The sequence below is a fragment of the Poseidonibacter lekithochrous genome, assembly GCF_018861145.1.
GTDB classification, from domain to species: Bacteria; Campylobacterota; Campylobacteria; order Campylobacterales; family Arcobacteraceae; genus Poseidonibacter; species Poseidonibacter lekithochrous_A.
Window position 1 is genome coordinate 115,189 of record NZ_JAHKQT010000009.1, and the last position, 16,551, is coordinate 131,739.

Genomic DNA, 16,551 nt, shown 5'->3' on the forward strand with positions numbered 1-16,551 from the left:
CTTATTAATTATTTTTAATCTTTCATAGTTAAGTTACAATTTTCAACTAGAACATTATCTAAGCCATTAAATACTTCTTTTGTAGCTTTCTCAATATCTATTGATAATCTTGATAATTCAGTATTCTCTTCTTTATTCGCATTTGCATTAATATAATTTTGAACACCTTGATGAACATTTTCATGTGCAATTTTTAGTTGATTCCAAACAGTACCACTTGCAAATACTTTTGAATTATTTTCACAAGAATCAATCCATTTACCTAAATTACACGAATGACAATCTACTACTGTCCAAGATTCAAAGGTATCTAATTTTTTAAAGTTGTTATCTTTAAAGTTAATATGATCATTTTTATATTTAGCAATATCGGCTATAAGCTCAACATCACAAACTTGCTTTAATGTTTCATCATTAATTTTAGTACTTTTTGTGATTTCTAAAAGTCTTCTTGATAAATCAGTTACTTCTACAGATAAAGTATCTATAGAACTTGCAGTTTGAGAATTCTCTTGTGTAACTTTATCTAATTCATTAATTGCAGAATTAATTTGAACCATTCCACTTTCTTGTTCTTTACTTGAATTTGATACCTCATCAATAATATTTTTTGTTTGTATGATTTTTTCATTAAGTTCAATATAACCTTCAATCATCTTAGATGATATTTCTTTACCATTTTTAGATTTTAAACTTGCATCTTCAACTAAAGTTTTAATATCTTTTGCAGCTTCAGCAGATCTTCCTGCAAGATTTCGTACTTCAGCAGCAACAACTGCAAAGCCTTTTCCTGCTTCGCCTGCAGTTGCAGCTTCTACTGCTGCATTTAAAGAAAGAATATTTGTTTGGAATGCAATTTGATCAATTACTTCAATAGCATCATTAATAGCAGTTACTTTATCATTAATCTCTTCCATTGATGAAGAAGTTAAAGAAGCTAATTCTTTTCCTGTTGTTGAAGATACATTTAATTCATCAGATAAAGAAGCCATTAAAACAATGTTCTCATTATTTGATTGAATTGTAGAAGTGATTTCATCGATTGATGCTGCTGTTTCTTCTAATGAAGCCGCTTGTTTTGTAGATAAGTTAGCTAATTTTTGTGCACCATCTGACAAAATATTTGTCGAGTTTGATAGCTCAGTTCCAGAATTAGTAATCATTGCAACTAACTGAGATATGTTAGTACCTAGTAAAATTGTTGAAGTAACTAAAGAACCCATATCTCCACCCATTTCAGTTAAGTCTTTCTCTGAAATACTATATTCGTAATCACCACTTGCATATGCATCAAGAAGTTTATTAATAAAATCAAATTTAACTTTAGTATCCATAAGCATTTCATTAATATTAGTTCTTAAAGCTTCAACCTCATCTGTAGCACCATGTGATTTAATAGTATAACAGAAGAAACCATTTTTAACCTTCTTCATTACATCATCAATTTGAGCAACAACCATCCTATCTTGTTCTATTACATTAGATGATTTTTCGATTTGACTATTTATCTCATTTGACATTTGTCCAAACTCATCATCACTTTTAATTTTCATAGAAGTAAAAGTCTCTTTTTCTCTTAGTGTATATTTAAAGAAATCAGATAAACCTATTTTAAATATCTCTAATGAATTTACAATATTTTTTGTAATATATGCTGCCATTAAAAATACTATTAATAATGCCATTACTGTAAGAATAAGTGTCGTTATAAAAGTTGTATAAAGTGAGTTTTTTAATTCTGTTACATCATCTAACATTTCTAAAGATAAATGATCATCAACTTTTTTTAATAAATTGATTTTTTTTGTAATTTCTTTAAACCAATATGATGGTTCATCACTAAATAAATTTATACTTAATCTGTATAAAGCAACCATTGCAGGGTTATTACTAACTTTTACAATTTTATCTAACTCACGAACATCAATATTATTTACTGCAGCTTCAGCAATTTTTTCTAAACCATTATTATATTTAGCAAAAGTATTTTCTACAATATCAAGTAGTTCTAACTCTTTTGGTTTAAGATTTGGGAATTCTCTATATTTATTTATTAGCTTTATTAATTCTGCATACTGTACATCTACATTATCTCGATATTTTTTATCACCTCTAATTACAAAGTTCTTAAAATTATGAATAATACCACCATAACCAATATACTCTCCAATAGATGCAATTAACTTATGTTTATCAGTTGAATTAATTAATGTGTTTCTAATTCTATTTACTTCATCTATTGATTTACCTTTTATAGTATTATTAAAGAATTCTATAGAATCTTTTGTCGCATAATGTTTAAAAGTATCAATATATGAGTTTTGTTCTGATACAAGTTTATTTAATTTTTCTCTCATTCCAGGAGCAAATGAATCTCTACTTAAAGTATTAGTTCCAACAGCTCGTTCTATCCCAGCTCTCTCTTTTGATAATAAAAAACTTGCAAAAGCATTCATTTGTTGAGATAATCCCGCATTATCAGTAAGTTTTGAAAGAATAACAACAGAATCTAATAGTAACGAATTTGTATCTGTATAATAAGAAATTGCTTTTCCAACACTTATTGATTGTTTATCTACTTTATTTCTTATTTCATTTATACTTTTTATTCTTTTTATTGAAACACTAATCTCTTTTTCAAGTAATTTAGAATTAAAAGAATTATTCATATCTTCTTTAGCTTTTAAAAATAAGGTAAATTTTTCATTTGTCAGTTTTCTTTGTTCCAGTAATTCTTTTCCAAATATTTCACCTTCACTTCCAATAAACCCAGCAGTCATACCTCTTTCTTTTTGTGTTTCATGCAAGAGCTCAGAAATAGATTTGGCAAAATTGACTGCTATTTCTATTTTTTCTATTTTACTTATTTCTTTATATATTGAAACATTTTGAGAAATAGCAAAGAACAATAGTCCTACTAATGGCAAAGAAACAAGTAATAGTAACTTTTTCTTAATGGCTAAATTGTTAATAAAATTCATAGTTATCCTTCTTTTATTTAAAATATAATTATTGTTTTATAGACTAATATCTTTTAGTATATATTCAATTTCATTTATGATAAGATAGTTTGTAAATAACTCAAAATTCTTATCAACAAGATTCTTGTCAAATCCACTCAAAGAAATAACTGCTTTTCTTTTATTATCTTTAAATCTAGGTAAGACAGATAAATCTAAATCTTTTGATACTTTTAACATAATATCAATTAAATCATTTTCACTACATGATGCAGTTAAAACTACTCTATATTTTGGTCTTGTAATTGGGTAATATTTATTTAATGCTTCTAAAACCATTGACTGACTCATAGAAGGAAATCCAGGAGTAAAGAAAAATCTATTTTCTAAATAAAATCCAGGTACATTATTTACTACATTTTTTAAAAGTTTTGCATTAATAGGAAGATATGACATATGTATTCTGTGAGGGTAAGCTTCTTCTTTAAATTGATTTAATATTAACTCTTTCGCCTCATCATGAAATTCCATTTTATAGTTTGTAAAAGCTTTTGCTGCAGCTACTCTTGTATAATCATCAGGAGTAGAACCAATTCCACCAAAACAAAACATTACAGAATTTTTATCAGCTTTTATAAGATTAAAAATACTATCCATTAAACTTGGATCATCTTCTATTACAAAAGAGGCTTTATGCTCCCATCCTCGTTTTAGAAGTTCATTATTTAAAAAAGAGAAATGAGCATCTTTTCTACGCCCATTTAAAAGTTCGGTTCCAATAATAACACTATAAAAGTTGATTTTTTTTTCTATCATTATTTTCCCCACTTTAAAATCAAAAATCTAGACTTTTGATTGAATAAATTCATCCATTTCATTAACAATAATTTCAATAGTTCTTTCACCATTAACTTGAGTTAATAAATTTTTGCTCGAATAAAAATCTTGAATTATAGATAATGGATCTGTGTATAATTTCATTCTATTATTAAATATTTCTACATTATCATCATCTCTAGCAACATCAGCATCAGCAGCACGTCCTAGTACTCTTTGACATGCAACTTCTTTTGAAACTGTAACTTCAATAACATTTACTAAAGAAACTTCAGGTTCTTCTTTTAAATATGTATCTAAAGCATTCATTTGTTCAGCAGATCTTGGATATCCATCAATAATAACAACATCACTTGGAGCATTTTTAATAGCTGTAACAATTGTTTCAATTGCAATTTCAATTGGTACTAAGTTCCCTTTAGAAACAAAAGAGTCAATTAATGCCCCACGTTGGCTACCACTTGCTATTTCAGCTCTAAACATATCACCAGTTGAATAATGTGTGATTGAAGCATGTCTAGTTGCTATTAACTCGGCATCAGTTGTTTTACCTGAACCTGGTGCTCCAATTATTAAAAATAGTTTTTTCATTTATTTTCCCTTAATATATATTCAATTTTATTTATTTAATTTTTAGCCTTGCATTCCTGCAGTACTCATTCTTTTAGCTCTTGCAACATTATGATTTGTACGAGGAACAACAATTTCTTTTTGCTTTTCTTTTCTTCTTGGATCTTTTTCAACAAAGATTTTTTTCTTTGTAAAAGGATCCATTTCTGTATAATACATAACAGCTGAATAAGTTCCTGGCGTTGGGATAAATACTTGTGCTTGTTCAGGATTCATTTTTAATTCATGAGTAGTGAACTGTTTTAAATCATGCATATGTTTATCTTCACAGCCAGGATGTGCTGCAATTAAATAATACGTTAAAAACTGTTTTTTCCCTGATTCTTTATTTAACTGGTCATACATCTTTTTAAAATCAATTAAAGTTTGTTTCCCAGGTTTCCCCATATGATGTAAAACTTCATCATTTGTATGTTCAGGTGCAACTTTCATTTGTCCAGAAATATGATGATCAACCATCTCTTTTAAATAATCATAACCATGTTTCTTATCAGCAGTAATTAAATCATACCTAACACCAGAAGCAACAAAGGCTTTTTTAATTCCTGGAATTTCTCTAATATCTTTTAATAATTGTATATTTCTACTATGGTCAACTTTCATAGTCCTACAAAGTCTATGAGCATCTACACATCTTTTATTTTCTACACAAGTTCCAAGTTTTTCTTTTTTCTTACACTCATAACCATACATATTAGCAGTTGGCCCTCCAACATCAGAAATGATTCCTTTAAAATCTTTTAATGTTGTAAAATGCTTAGCTTCTTTTAAAATATTTTCTTCACTTCTTGTTCTTATTGTTCTACCTTGGTGAGCAGCAATAGCACAGAAGTTACATTCACCCCAACATCCATGATGTGTCATAATGGAAAATTTAATTGTTTCTAAACACTTAACTTTTCCATGTTTCCCATCAAAAGGATGAACATCTCTTTGATAAGGATATGAAGCAATCTTATCCATATCCTCCTCTTTCATATGGTCACTTGGTGGATTTTGGATTAAATATCTAGAATCAACGCCTTGACATAATCCTTTTGAATATACAGGGTCATTATTGTCATAGAAAGTTTTGAAAAGATCTATATACTTCTCTTTTTCATCTAAACACTCTTGATGAGTAGGTATTTGAATATACTCTTCAACTGGTTCTTTTGAGATATAACAAAGTCCATTAATATTTCTTGGATCTCCACCATTTCTTAAAGTATTCCCTAAATCAATAATAGCTTGTTCACCCATACCGTAAATCATATAATCAGCTTTAGTATCAAATAAAATAGGTTTTCTTAGTTTATTAGACCAATAATCATAATGTGTAAGTCTTCGTAAAGAGGCTTCGATTCCACCTAATACAATAGGAACAGTATTTTTAAAATACCTTCTAATCATATTTGTATAAACCATAGTAGCTCTATCTGGTCTTCTTTCATTTTTTCCACCGGGAGTATAATCATCAGAATTTCTGAACTTCTTAGTTGAAGTATAGTTTGAAACCATTGAATCAATACTTCCACCACTTACACCCCAAAAAAGTTTTGGTTCACCCATTCTTTTAATATCAATATCAGAATTAACATCTGGTTGACCTATGATTCCTACACGAAGGCCTATATCTTCAAGGATTCTTCCTACAACAGCTATACCCATAAAAGGAGAGTCAATATAGGCATCTCCTGTTATTAGTACAACATCTAGTTCATACCAACCTCTTTCATGCATTTCTTCAAGAGTTGTTGGTAAGAATTTATTTGGTTTATTTATTTTGCTCATTATAATTTCTTTATATTTAGATAGTATTTATCTTTGTATTGTGCCACAATACCTTTTAATATTACACAATAAAGTTTAATTTACACTACTTTTTCAGTTAAATTATCATCTATTTTTTTAATATCTAATATCATTGCAACTTTTGAATCTATACCATCTTTAATATCTACTAAACTTTGAATCAATGTACCTGCTCCTAGGAAATGATTTTCAATATGTTGAATTGAGTCTTTTTTGGCAATAGAAATACTCTCTAAAGATGAAACTAAAATACCAATACAATGTTCAATATTGTCTTTATCATATTCAAAAAGTATAATATTACTTAACTCATTATCCGAAACTGGTTCATTTACAAAACTTCTAATATCTAAAACTGAAATTAATTTATTTTTATATAAGACCATACCTTTAAAAGGATTATTAACATTCATATCAATTGATTCTTCTAGTTCATCAATTATGAGAGATTCAATAACATTCTTTGCATCAACAGCTAAAAACTTATTTCCTATATAAAAAGTAGCTAATTCTACACAGTCTTCATCAAATACAACGCTAGTATTTTGACTAGTAAATTTATATTCTCTTTTAGGAATTAACTTATTAGATATATCGATATCTCCTATTTTAATAAATACAAAAGATAAAATATCATTTTTATAATCGTCTATTCTACTTTTATATTCTCTATACCCTTGAGAACATCTAACACCTACTGCATAATAGCAATCTCTAAACTCTATTATTTGGCTATATTTATGTCCATTTTTAATATCAAAAAATTTATCTTCAAGATTTAAAAAATCCCCTATTCTAAAATCTTCATCCGTAGAAGAAATTATTTCCTTAGATCTATTCGTGAAAAAAGCAAAAACCCCTTCAATTTTTTTCTGATTATTATCTCTTGGAAGTGTTTCTTCTAACATTGAATAAAATTGAGGTTTAGAGTCAAAAACGATTGCAATACCACCGTTTATTTGTTTGTCATTTTTTAAAGATCTAATGGCACTACTGTAAACATATGTAGATTCATTATTGTAAAGATTTGAATCTTCAAATTTTGAAACACAATATTTTGAAGTATTAGATAATGTAAGCGTTTTTTCTATCCAGTCTTGTGTTAAAACTTTTCCTAATAAATAATCATCTTTAGGGTTCGAAAGTGCAATAACTTTTCCATTTTTATCAAAAACTAAAATATTAGTATAAACAGTATATAAATCATTTATATACTTTAATATTGAAGATATTTTTCCATTTTTATGATGTATTGAACCTAAATCATCAAAGGCTTCTCTAAAATATGATGTAAGTGCCCACCACCTACAATCATTGGCTCTTTCATATAAGTTCCTATCCATTATATCAATAGCAAGAGAAGATAAAAACTCACTATCTTTTAAAATAGAACTTATAATTGTTTGATTTAAATTTGATAAAGATGCGTTTGCTTTTACTCCTGTACTTCCAATTTCATTAAGTAATGATTTTGAAAACTCTCTATTTGAAGAATTTAATTTACTTTGAGAAATATTTCCATTCCAAATAACACGGCTTAAATTATCTTGAATAGTTTTACTATTAGTAAAAACATCTCTTAAATCAGAAGAAAAATGTTGTTCATTTTGCATCATTGATTCAATTATATTAGCATCGATATCTAAAGAGTTTAATTCATCACTTAAAAATGCATATTCTAAAGGTATCATAATATGTCCATACCACTTAAGACCATTAAAACCTTGATAACCACTTGTTTTACAGCTCTTTGCTATATAATCTCGTCCGGCAAATGTTATCATTCTATATTCTTCATCTAAAACAATAGGAAGTTTAGATCCCAAAGGAATATACTCTTTGTCACTTGAAGCAATTACAATACCATCTTCATCTAGAATTGTTAAAGACTCTTTATTTCTAATTTCAATTAAGTTATCAAATATTCCATTCATTTCATCAGTAAATTTAAAACATAGACATAAAACTCCTAAATCTTCAGAATTTGCTTGATTTGTTTGAGTAACTTTATATGAATAAACTAAACTCTTTTTATGTTGAGGAATAAAATTATGATATTTATATGTTTCAACATATTCATCACTTGTATTTAAAACTTTTTGAATAAAACTATTCTCAATTTTATCAACTTTAATATCATCATTTAAACTAGCTAGAACTCTTCCATTTTTATTTGCTAAGACAATATCAAAATAAACTGAATACTTAGCTACATACTCTTTAAATCTATTTTGTATCTGTTTTCGTGCAACTATTCCTTCTTCATTATAATCTGATACATAAGAATTAATAAATTCTCTAATATCATCATCTGTCGCCAAAAATCCTATATCAGCTGTTCTTTCAAAAAGATTTCTATTTAATATATCAGTAGCTACTTGTGATTTAAATTTCATTTCTTGTGTAACTTTTTTAATTGTTTGCTCACTTAAATGATTTAATAATGTTGATGTAAGATTTAAAAAATTGTCTTTTGTTTTACCAATATCAATATTAATATCCCCTAATTGACCAAGCAGAGCAAACATATCCCAAGAAGAGCTTAATCTTCCCAGTTCTTCACGATATTTTTCAACATCTTCAATATGCTTTATGATGGGATAAATCTCTTTTTTTACATTTATCCCTTTATAGTTTACAAGTTCCATTGGCATAATTATCTCCTAGTATATATATGAAATTATACATTTTAAGAATAAATAATTTTTTTATTTCTGTATAAATAGTAACCAGTATGCCTAAATAATATACTTATTTATTTACTTACTTTAAAATTCTTGTGAAATTTTGGAGAGATTAAAAAATAAAAGTTCTTCATAAAGATTGTAAGTTTTAATTAAAATATGAGAGTTACCCGATAAAGATTTTGCATAAGATATATTTTGCCTATCTTGAGTGAAAACTGCCTTAATTTCATTTCTTTGAACTTCTTCTATTAAAGGTTTAATTTCTGAAGCACTTAAAATTCTTTTTTCCTTTTTATAAACATTGATCTTAAATCTTTTAGCAAAATAATCAAAAGACTCATCAAAAACAAAAATATTATATATTTCACTATTAGATAATTTTTCTTTTGTTTTTAAAAAAGATTCATCTAGTTCTTGTAAAAACTTCTCATAATTTGTTTGATAATCTTTTTTATTAAAAGAATCGATTTCAACTAAAGTTTCATAAATATTTCTTGCAACTTCTCTTAATAATATAGGATCAAGCCAAATATAGGGATTATCTTTTCCATTGTATTTTAATTTCTTGATATCTTTTGACATATTAACCCTATTAAATTTGTCATTTGCTTCTAAAAATAGTTTTTCATATTGTTTTTCTATTTCTAGTGAAAAATTAAAATATACTTTTGTTTTTGCAAGAGATGATATTTCTGTAGGAGTTAAATCTAGGATTTTATTGGAAAAATTATTTGAAATAGTTTTTATTCGAATATGATTTTGACCAATTTTTTTAATAATATGAGCTTCAAAAGGAAAACTCGTAGTTACTTGAAACTTTGAAAAAAGTAGTATTGGAAGTAGTAATAATAAAAGTTTATACACTACTACTCCCTAATATGTCTATGATAATTGTTCTGTTTTTCTAATTCTTAAACTTAAATCTTTTAATTGTTCTGCATCAACTGGTGATGGAGCGCCTGTTAATAGACATTGAGCTTTTTGAGTTTTAGGGAAGGCAATAACATCTCTAATTGAATCTGTTCCAACAAGAAGCATTACAAGTCTATCTAGACCCATTGCAAAACCACCATGTGATGGAGCTCCATATTGAAGTGCGTCAAGTAAGAAGCCAAATTTTTCTCTTTGTTCTTCTTCTCCTATTCCCATAAGTTCAAATACTTTAGCCTGAATATCTTCTTTATGAATTCTAATAGATCCACCACCTAATTCCATACCATTTAAAACGATATCATATGCAATTGATTCAATAGCTTCTAAATCTGAAGTATCTTCTAATGATTTAGGCATTGTAAATGGATGGTGAAGTGCCTTTGTTTTACCATCTTCTGTTTCAAACATTGGGAAATCAACAACCCATAAGAACTCATAAGCATCTTCAGGTATAACATTTGTTTGTTCTGCTAGGAAAAGTCTAAATCTTCCCATATAATCCCATACAGTCTTCTTATCACCTGCTCCAAAGAATACAACATCACCAACTTCAAGTTCTGTTATTTTAACAATAGCTTCTAAATCAGCTTCAGAGAAGAATTTAGTTAAAGGACCTTTTAAACCATCTTCTTTCATTTGGAAGTAACCTAAACCTTTAGCTCCAAATTTTCTAACGTAATCTTCAAAACCTTTCATTTGTCTTTTCGAGAATAAATTATCTCCATTTGGACATTTTAAAGCTTTGATTCTATTATTCTTTTTATCTTTTGCAATATCAGCAAAGATTTCATTTGTAGAGTTTGCAAAAATATCAAGAACGTCAACTAATGGCATATCAAATCTGATATCAGGTTTATCTGAACCATATTTTTCCATTGCATCCCAATATCTCATTCTTGGGAAAGTAGAAGGTACAGGTTTACCACATTTTGTAAAAACATCAGTAATTACTTTTTCAGCTACTTTTATTACATCTTCTTGATCACAAAAAGACATTTCAACATCTATTTGAGTAAATTCAGGTTGTCTATCAGCTCTTAAATCTTCATCTCTAAAACATTTAGCTATTTGGAAATATTTATCAAATCCAGATACCATTAATAATTGTTTAAATAATTGAGGAGATTGTGGAAGCGCATAAAACTCTCCACCATGAACTCTTGAAGGTACTAAATAATCTCTTGCACCTTCTGGTGTAGATTTTGTTAAGATTGGAGTTTCAACATCTAAGAAACCTAATTCATCTAAAGTATTTCTAACTTGAATTGCAGCTTTAGATCTTAATTGAAAGATTTCAAAAGATTTTTTAGATCTTAATTCTAAGAATCTATTTCTTAATTTAATTTCATCATTAACTTTATCATCATTTAAATCAAAAGGCATTGGTTTAGATTTGTTTTCTATAGTTAATTCACTTAAAACAATCTCGATTTTTCCTGTAACTAAATTAGGATTTTCTAATCCTTCACCTCTAGCTCTTACAGTTCCTTTTGCAACTAGAACAAACTCATCTCTAACTGTTTCAGAAAGAGGAAGAATAGCTGGATCTGCAACTAGTTGAACTAAACCACCCTTATCTCTTAAATCAATAAATATAATTCCACCGTGATCTCTTCTACTATTAACCCAACCGGCAACTGTAACTTCTTGACCGATGTTTTCTTCAGTAACTTCTGTACAATAATGTGTTCTCAATTCAAACTCCATAAATATAAATATCCGCGATTTTATCTAAATCTTACTTAATTTCTAAAAATCCATAAGAGGTAGTTTTTAATAATTTTGGTTCATATATAACTTGGTTTTCTTCAATTTGTGTATTTATTAAACCTGAAGAATTCTCATCATACATATAATTTACACCAACTAAAGTAGAATAATCAACCCAATTATAAATAATATCCCCACCATAAGAAGTAATACTATCTCTTAACTCATCTTCAACTATATCAATAGAATTAGCTAGAACAAAGTTTGCTCTATCCTTTTCTTGTGTTAATGTTAAAACTTTTGGGTTATAATTAATTTGAGTAGAAAGAATAACTTTTGGATAAATACTATAAGCTCTTAATTGTGATAAAATTATTGAAGACTTAACTATAGGTGTATTTAAAAATAGTGTTGAATTTTTAATTCTATAATCTTTCACTATTCCTTTATAGTAGTTTCTTTTCTTTTTTATCTCTTTTGCAACTTTTATATCAGAGAAAGTTGATTCATAAATAGTTTTTATTTTATCATTTAAAAAAGAACTTTGGTAAAAAATTGCATTCTTTGTATTTGAATACTCAAATAACTTATTTACTTGATCTTTATATGAAATTCCACCATAAATAAAATTATTATTATGTGTAAATAAATCATCTTTATTTGTTAAAGGCAAATAAACTTTTAAATCACTAGTATCAAGAGTATGTACAAAATCAATTATTCTTGGTGTAAATAATACTATTACATTAGTAAAACCAGCCTCTTTTGCATTAATAAATGCCGTTTGAATACTTTGTTCGTCTTCTGTTAAAGTATCAAATATTTTTACTTGATACTTAATCTTTTTATAATCAAAATATCCTAAAACAGTATTGATAGAAGATTTAGCATATTTAGCAACAATTTTAGAAGGATAAATAAATGCAACTTTCATTGCATCACCATTATCAATAAATGGTATATCATTTTCAATAATTTGATCTTCTAAGACAGGATTAATATCTTCAATTGGAAGCTTATTTAGATTTCCACTTTTTTGAATTGGTGATCCAATATCATTTTTATTTGGAAGTTTAATCTCTACTTCTTGTTTAGTAGTACATCCAATAAAAACAAATGTAATTAATAAAAAGGACAATAAATATTTCAATTTGATAACTCCAGTATATTTTTAATTCTTAGCATATCATAATATGCATCTTTTTTAGACGATGGATTTCTAAGTAAATAATTTGCAGAAAAAGTTGGTACTAATTTGATATTTCTGTAAATAGATTCTTTTCCTCTAATTTGTGAAAAATTATCTTTCTCATTAATTAAGTATGAGTATGTATTTTCACCTAGTGTTACAATCAACTTTGGTTTTACAAGCTCTATTTGCTTTAATAAATATTCATTACATGATTCAACATGTGTTTTATTTAAAGTATTTGAACTTTTACATTTAACTAAGGTAGTGATATAAACATCTTCTTTTTTTATATTTAAAACATTTTCAATCATTTTAGCTAAGAGTTCACCAGATTTACCTGCATAAAAAAAGCCTAAATCATCTTCACTATTTGAAGGCTCATCACTTATAAACATCACATCTGCTTTTGGATTTCCCATACCAAATAAAACATTTTTTCTGGTCTTTGATAGTTCACATAAATAACAATTCTCAACATTTGATTTTAGTGCAAAAATATTATCAGGTAATTTCATGTTTTTTATATCACGAGGTAATAAATCAAAAGACTTATGATAATCATAACCCATTGATTTTAAAAAGTGTAAATTGTATAAAAGTTTTTGTTTTACTAGTTTTGTCATACTAAATTGTACAAAAAACTTTCTTTTATGATTATTTGTTCCAATAATAAGAACAAATAATCATAAAAATTTGACTTTTGTTCCATTATTTTGTACAATACAATCAAATAAAATCAGGATAAATAATGACAGCACCTAGTTTAAGGAAGTTAGAACTTGATTTAAATGTGAATAAAACTACTTTACATAATTGGAAAAAAAATAGACCGAAACTTTATGAGTTTATTATTGAATCATATAAAGATAGAGAGATAATAAAAAAGCATTTAGAGTCAATGATCAAACAAAAAGAATTAATTGAAGAAGAGATTGATATTACAAAAAATAGAATAGTTTAATATATAAACCTATGGAGCCATAGTTTTAGTATGACTTTTTTAAAGCACGCGAAATATTTGAAATTGCGGCTTCATAGTTTTGTATATTGATATTTGAAATTTTATGTTGTGATTTTAATCATTGATATGATTATTATGAAAGAATATAAATAAGGAAAATAAATTCCTTATTTAAAAGATATAAATTATTTATATCGATGAGTGATTCTACCTTTGTCTAACGAATAAGGTGTAATCTCAACTTTAACTTTATCATTTGGTAAAATTTTAATATAATGCATTCTCATTTTTCCTGAGATATGACATAATACCATATGACCATTATCTAATTCTACTTTAAACATTGCATTAGGTAAAGCATCTGTTACTTTACCGTCAATTACAATTACATCATCTTTTGCCAATTTAATCTCCCTAGTCTACTGTACTTAATATTACTGCTTTACCGTTAATAACGGCAACTGTATGCTCATAATGACTACCTCTTAATCCATCTTCAGAAACAACATCCCATTTATTATCTAAAATAACTGGTTCTCGCATCTTTTGACAAATCATTGGTTCTAAACAAAAAACCATTCCGTTTTTAATTTTAGGACCTGAGTTAGTTTTACCATTACCAATATAGTTTGGAATTTCTGGCTCGTCATGAGGTTTTTTACCTATTCCGTGTCCACAAAATCTAACTAGGGGTTGATAACCTCTACTAACAATAAAATCTTCGATTAATTTAGAAAGTTCTTTAAATCTCATACCTTCATGGATAGAATCAATAGCATGATATAAAGAATCTTTTGCACAAGCAATTAAATCTTCATCTTCTTTTGATATCTTACCAATAGGCATTGTGATTGCAGCATCTCCATACCAACCATCAATTTCAGTTCCAATGTCGATACCTAAAATATCTCCTTCTTTTAGAACTACATCTGATGGAATACCATGAATAATTACTTCATTTAAAGAAGTACATATAGCATTTGGGAAACCGTATAAACCTTTAAAAGATGGACGAGCATTTAATTTATTTAAAAACTCTTCACCTAAGGCATCAACTTCTTTTAAAGTCATACCAGCTTTAACGTTTTCATTTAGATAATTTAGAGTCTTCGCAACTGCAATATTTGCAGTACGAAGTTTCTCAATTTCATTTAGTTTTCTTAATGGAATAGCCATAATATTATAAACCTACCGCACTAAGCGTTTCATATTTGTTTGAATACTGTTGTGCTTCAATTTTTCTCATAGTATCAATAGCAACTTGTACAACAATTAGTACAGCAACCCCTCCAAAGTAGAAAGGAACTCCCATTGCTTTAACAATAAGCCATGGAGCAGTTGAAATTAATCCTAGATATATAGCACCCCAAAATGTTAATCTACTTGCAGTTTCATTTAAAAATTCAGCTGTACTAGCACCTGGTCTAACACCAGGTATAAATCCACCTTGTTTTTTTAAGTTATCTGCAATATCTTTAGCATTAAATGTAATCGATGCATAAAAGAATGCAAAGAAAACAACAAATAAAAACATAAATACATTAAATGTATATGAAGCAGGACTTAAGTAATCAGCAATAACTAAAAGATACTCATTTTGAGAACCTTGTAAAATTGTTGCAGGAAACATAAGGATTGCACTTGCGAAAATTGCTGGAATAACACCTGCAAGGTTAACCTTGATAGGAATGTAATTCATAACTCTTTTCTTTTGATTTTGCATCATTACTTTTCTTGAATACGAAACAGGAACTCGTCTTTCACCTAACTCAACATATATAATTGCACCAACAGTTGCCATAATAATAACAACAATAGCAATTACAGTTAAGAAGTTCATTTGTCCACTGTTAACTAAATCAATAGTTCCACCAATAGCACTAGGAATTGCAGATACAATACCAGCGAAGATAATTAATGAAATACCATTACCTATACCTTTTTGTGTGATTTGTTCACCAATCCACATAAGAAGCATAGTACCTGTTAACATCGAAATTGACGAAACAGCTATAAACGTATCCATATCAATAGAAATTGCACCTTGACCACTTTGACCTGTTAAAGAATTAAGACCCATTGATACACCAATAGATTGAATTAAAGTAATTACAATAGTTGCGTATCTAATGATTTGCATATATTTCTGCATACCATCACGTTCTTTTTTCATTTTACCAAGTGCGGGGAAAGTTGCTGCAAGTAATTCCATGATAATGGATGCAGTAATATAAGGCATGATTCCAAGTGAAATAATTGACAGTCTTTCAACTGCATTACCACTAAACATATTAACAAGACCTAAGGCATTGTTTGCATTAGAATCAAAAAATTCTTTAACTACGTCTATATTAACCCCAGGAACTGGCACATATGCCAGTAACCTGTAAAGAAATATAAAACCTAATGTAATAAGAATCTTATTTATTAGATCTTTACTCATGGTTATTTACCAGTAGTTGTAACGTTTTCGTCTTTAATCTTTGATGCTAAATCTTTAGCAGTTGATCCAACTAATTTAACTTTCACAACTGATTTAGATAATTTGTATACAGACTTGATTGACTCAACTGTAATTTCTTCTAAAGTTGCAATTTGTTTTATTTTATCAACATTGATAGAATAAGGTTTTACAACTCTTGAAAAGAAACCAATTTTTGGCATTCTTTTTTGGATTGGCATTTGCCCACCCTCAAAGTGTCTTTTGATTTTATATCCAGATCTAGATTTTTGACCTTTCTGACCTCTAGTAGAAGTCTTACCCATTCCTGAACCTTGACCTCTACCAACTCTTTTAGTATTTTTTGTACTACCAGGTGCTGGTTGTAAATTATTTAATGCCATCTT

The 16,551-nt window shown here is 27.7% G+C and carries 14 protein-coding genes; 1 reads left to right on the forward strand and 13 read right to left on the reverse strand.

Going from position 1 to position 16,551, the window contains the following annotated elements; genetic code table 11:
- Positions 1-14: 14 nt before the first annotated feature.
- From KO488_RS04300 to KO488_RS04340, 9 genes are all read right to left on the reverse strand, one after another.
- Positions 15-2,981 carry a nitrate- and nitrite sensing domain-containing protein gene (locus KO488_RS04300; protein ID WP_216057563.1) on the reverse strand — a complete coding sequence of 989 codons (2,967 nt, stop codon included), beginning with the start codon at positions 2,979-2,981 and terminating at the stop codon, positions 15-17.
- Between the two features lie 36 nt (positions 2,982-3,017).
- A complete protein-coding gene (locus KO488_RS04305) occupies positions 3,018-3,776 on the reverse strand; it encodes a competence/damage-inducible protein A (RefSeq protein ID WP_216057564.1) in 759 nt (252 codons plus the stop codon).
- 27 nt (positions 3,777-3,803) lie between these two features.
- Positions 3,804-4,388: an adenylate kinase gene (locus KO488_RS04310; protein WP_216057565.1), complete on the reverse strand. Its 585-nt coding sequence runs from the start codon at positions 4,386-4,388 to the stop codon at positions 3,804-3,806.
- 42 nt (positions 4,389-4,430) lie between these two features.
- Positions 4,431-6,200: a YgiQ family radical SAM protein gene (locus KO488_RS04315; RefSeq protein ID WP_228319007.1), complete on the reverse strand. Its 1,770-nt coding sequence runs from the start codon at positions 6,198-6,200 to the stop codon at positions 4,431-4,433.
- An 80-nt stretch (positions 6,201-6,280) separates the two neighbouring features.
- Positions 6,281-8,875: a cache domain-containing protein gene (locus tag KO488_RS04320; protein WP_216057566.1), complete on the reverse strand. Its 2,595-nt coding sequence runs from the start codon at positions 8,873-8,875 to the stop codon at positions 6,281-6,283.
- A 114-nt stretch (positions 8,876-8,989) separates the two neighbouring features.
- Positions 8,990-9,772 carry a metal ABC transporter substrate-binding protein gene (locus tag KO488_RS04325; RefSeq protein WP_216057567.1) on the reverse strand — a complete coding sequence of 261 codons (783 nt, stop codon included), beginning with the start codon at positions 9,770-9,772 and terminating at the stop codon, positions 8,990-8,992.
- Positions 9,773-9,790: 18 nt separating this feature from the next.
- Positions 9,791-11,536 (reverse strand): aspartate--tRNA ligase, encoded by a 1,746-nt coding sequence (gene aspS / locus KO488_RS04330; RefSeq protein ID WP_216057568.1) that lies wholly within the window; start codon positions 11,534-11,536, stop codon positions 9,791-9,793.
- A 43-nt stretch (positions 11,537-11,579) separates the two neighbouring features.
- Positions 11,580-12,701: a hypothetical protein gene (locus tag KO488_RS04335; RefSeq protein WP_216057569.1), complete on the reverse strand. Its 1,122-nt coding sequence runs from the start codon at positions 12,699-12,701 to the stop codon at positions 11,580-11,582.
- Positions 12,698-13,366: a uracil-DNA glycosylase gene (locus tag KO488_RS04340; RefSeq protein WP_216057570.1), complete on the reverse strand. Its 669-nt coding sequence runs from the start codon at positions 13,364-13,366 to the stop codon at positions 12,698-12,700. The genes KO488_RS04335 and KO488_RS04340 overlap by 4 nt, the downstream gene beginning before the upstream one ends.
- Before the next feature lie 125 nt (positions 13,367-13,491).
- On the opposite strand from KO488_RS04340, the gene KO488_RS04345 reads away from it, so the two are divergent.
- A complete protein-coding gene (locus KO488_RS04345; RefSeq protein WP_216057571.1) occupies positions 13,492-13,704 on the forward strand; it encodes a hypothetical protein in 213 nt (70 codons plus the stop codon).
- 185 nt (positions 13,705-13,889) lie between these two features.
- Here the strand turns inward: KO488_RS04345 and infA are convergent, their stop codons facing one another.
- From infA to rplO, 4 genes are read right to left on the reverse strand one after another with little or no spacing between them, the layout of a single operon-like run.
- On the reverse strand, positions 13,890-14,108 hold the full coding sequence (gene infA, locus KO488_RS04350; protein ID WP_216057572.1) for a translation initiation factor IF-1: 219 nt from the start codon (positions 14,106-14,108) through the stop codon (positions 13,890-13,892).
- A gap of 10 nt (positions 14,109-14,118) precedes the next feature.
- A complete protein-coding gene (map, locus tag KO488_RS04355) occupies positions 14,119-14,880 on the reverse strand; it encodes a type I methionyl aminopeptidase (protein WP_216057573.1) in 762 nt (253 codons plus the stop codon).
- Positions 14,881-14,884: 4 nt separating this feature from the next.
- Entirely contained in the window at positions 14,885-16,147 is a 1,263-nt protein-coding gene (gene secY, locus KO488_RS04360) for a preprotein translocase subunit SecY (protein WP_216057574.1), read from the reverse strand.
- A gap of 2 nt (positions 16,148-16,149) precedes the next feature.
- Positions 16,150-16,548 carry a 50S ribosomal protein L15 gene (rplO, locus tag KO488_RS04365; protein ID WP_216057575.1) on the reverse strand — a complete coding sequence of 133 codons (399 nt, stop codon included), beginning with the start codon at positions 16,546-16,548 and terminating at the stop codon, positions 16,150-16,152.
- Between the last annotated feature and the right edge of the window lie 3 nt (positions 16,549-16,551).

Bases quoted from the DNA above. Each gene is read 5' to 3' on its own strand.
- KO488_RS04300 (WP_216057563.1), bottom strand. From the start codon at position 2,981: ATGAATTTTATTAACAATTTAGCCATTAAGAAAAAGTTACTATTACTT.
- KO488_RS04305 (WP_216057564.1), bottom strand. From the start codon at position 3,776: ATGATAGAAAAAAAAATCAACTTTTATAGTGTTATTATTGGAACCGAA.
- KO488_RS04310 (WP_216057565.1), bottom strand. From the start codon at position 4,388: ATGAAAAAACTATTTTTAATAATTGGAGCACCAGGTTCAGGTAAAACA.
- KO488_RS04315 (WP_228319007.1), bottom strand. From the start codon at position 6,200: ATGAGCAAAATAAATAAACCAAATAAATTCTTACCAACAACTCTTGAA.
- KO488_RS04320 (WP_216057566.1), bottom strand. From the start codon at position 8,875: ATGCCAATGGAACTTGTAAACTATAAAGGGATAAATGTAAAAAAAGAG.
- KO488_RS04340 (WP_216057570.1), bottom strand. From the start codon at position 13,366: ATGACAAAACTAGTAAAACAAAAACTTTTATACAATTTACACTTTTTA.
- KO488_RS04345 (WP_216057571.1), top strand. From the start codon at position 13,492: ATGACAGCACCTAGTTTAAGGAAGTTAGAACTTGATTTAAATGTGAAT.
- map (WP_216057573.1), bottom strand. From the start codon at position 14,880: ATGGCTATTCCATTAAGAAAACTAAATGAAATTGAGAAACTTCGTACT.
- secY (WP_216057574.1), bottom strand. From the start codon at position 16,147: ATGAGTAAAGATCTAATAAATAAGATTCTTATTACATTAGGTTTTATA.
- rplO (WP_216057575.1), bottom strand. From the start codon at position 16,548: ATGGCATTAAATAATTTACAACCAGCACCTGGTAGTACAAAAAATACT.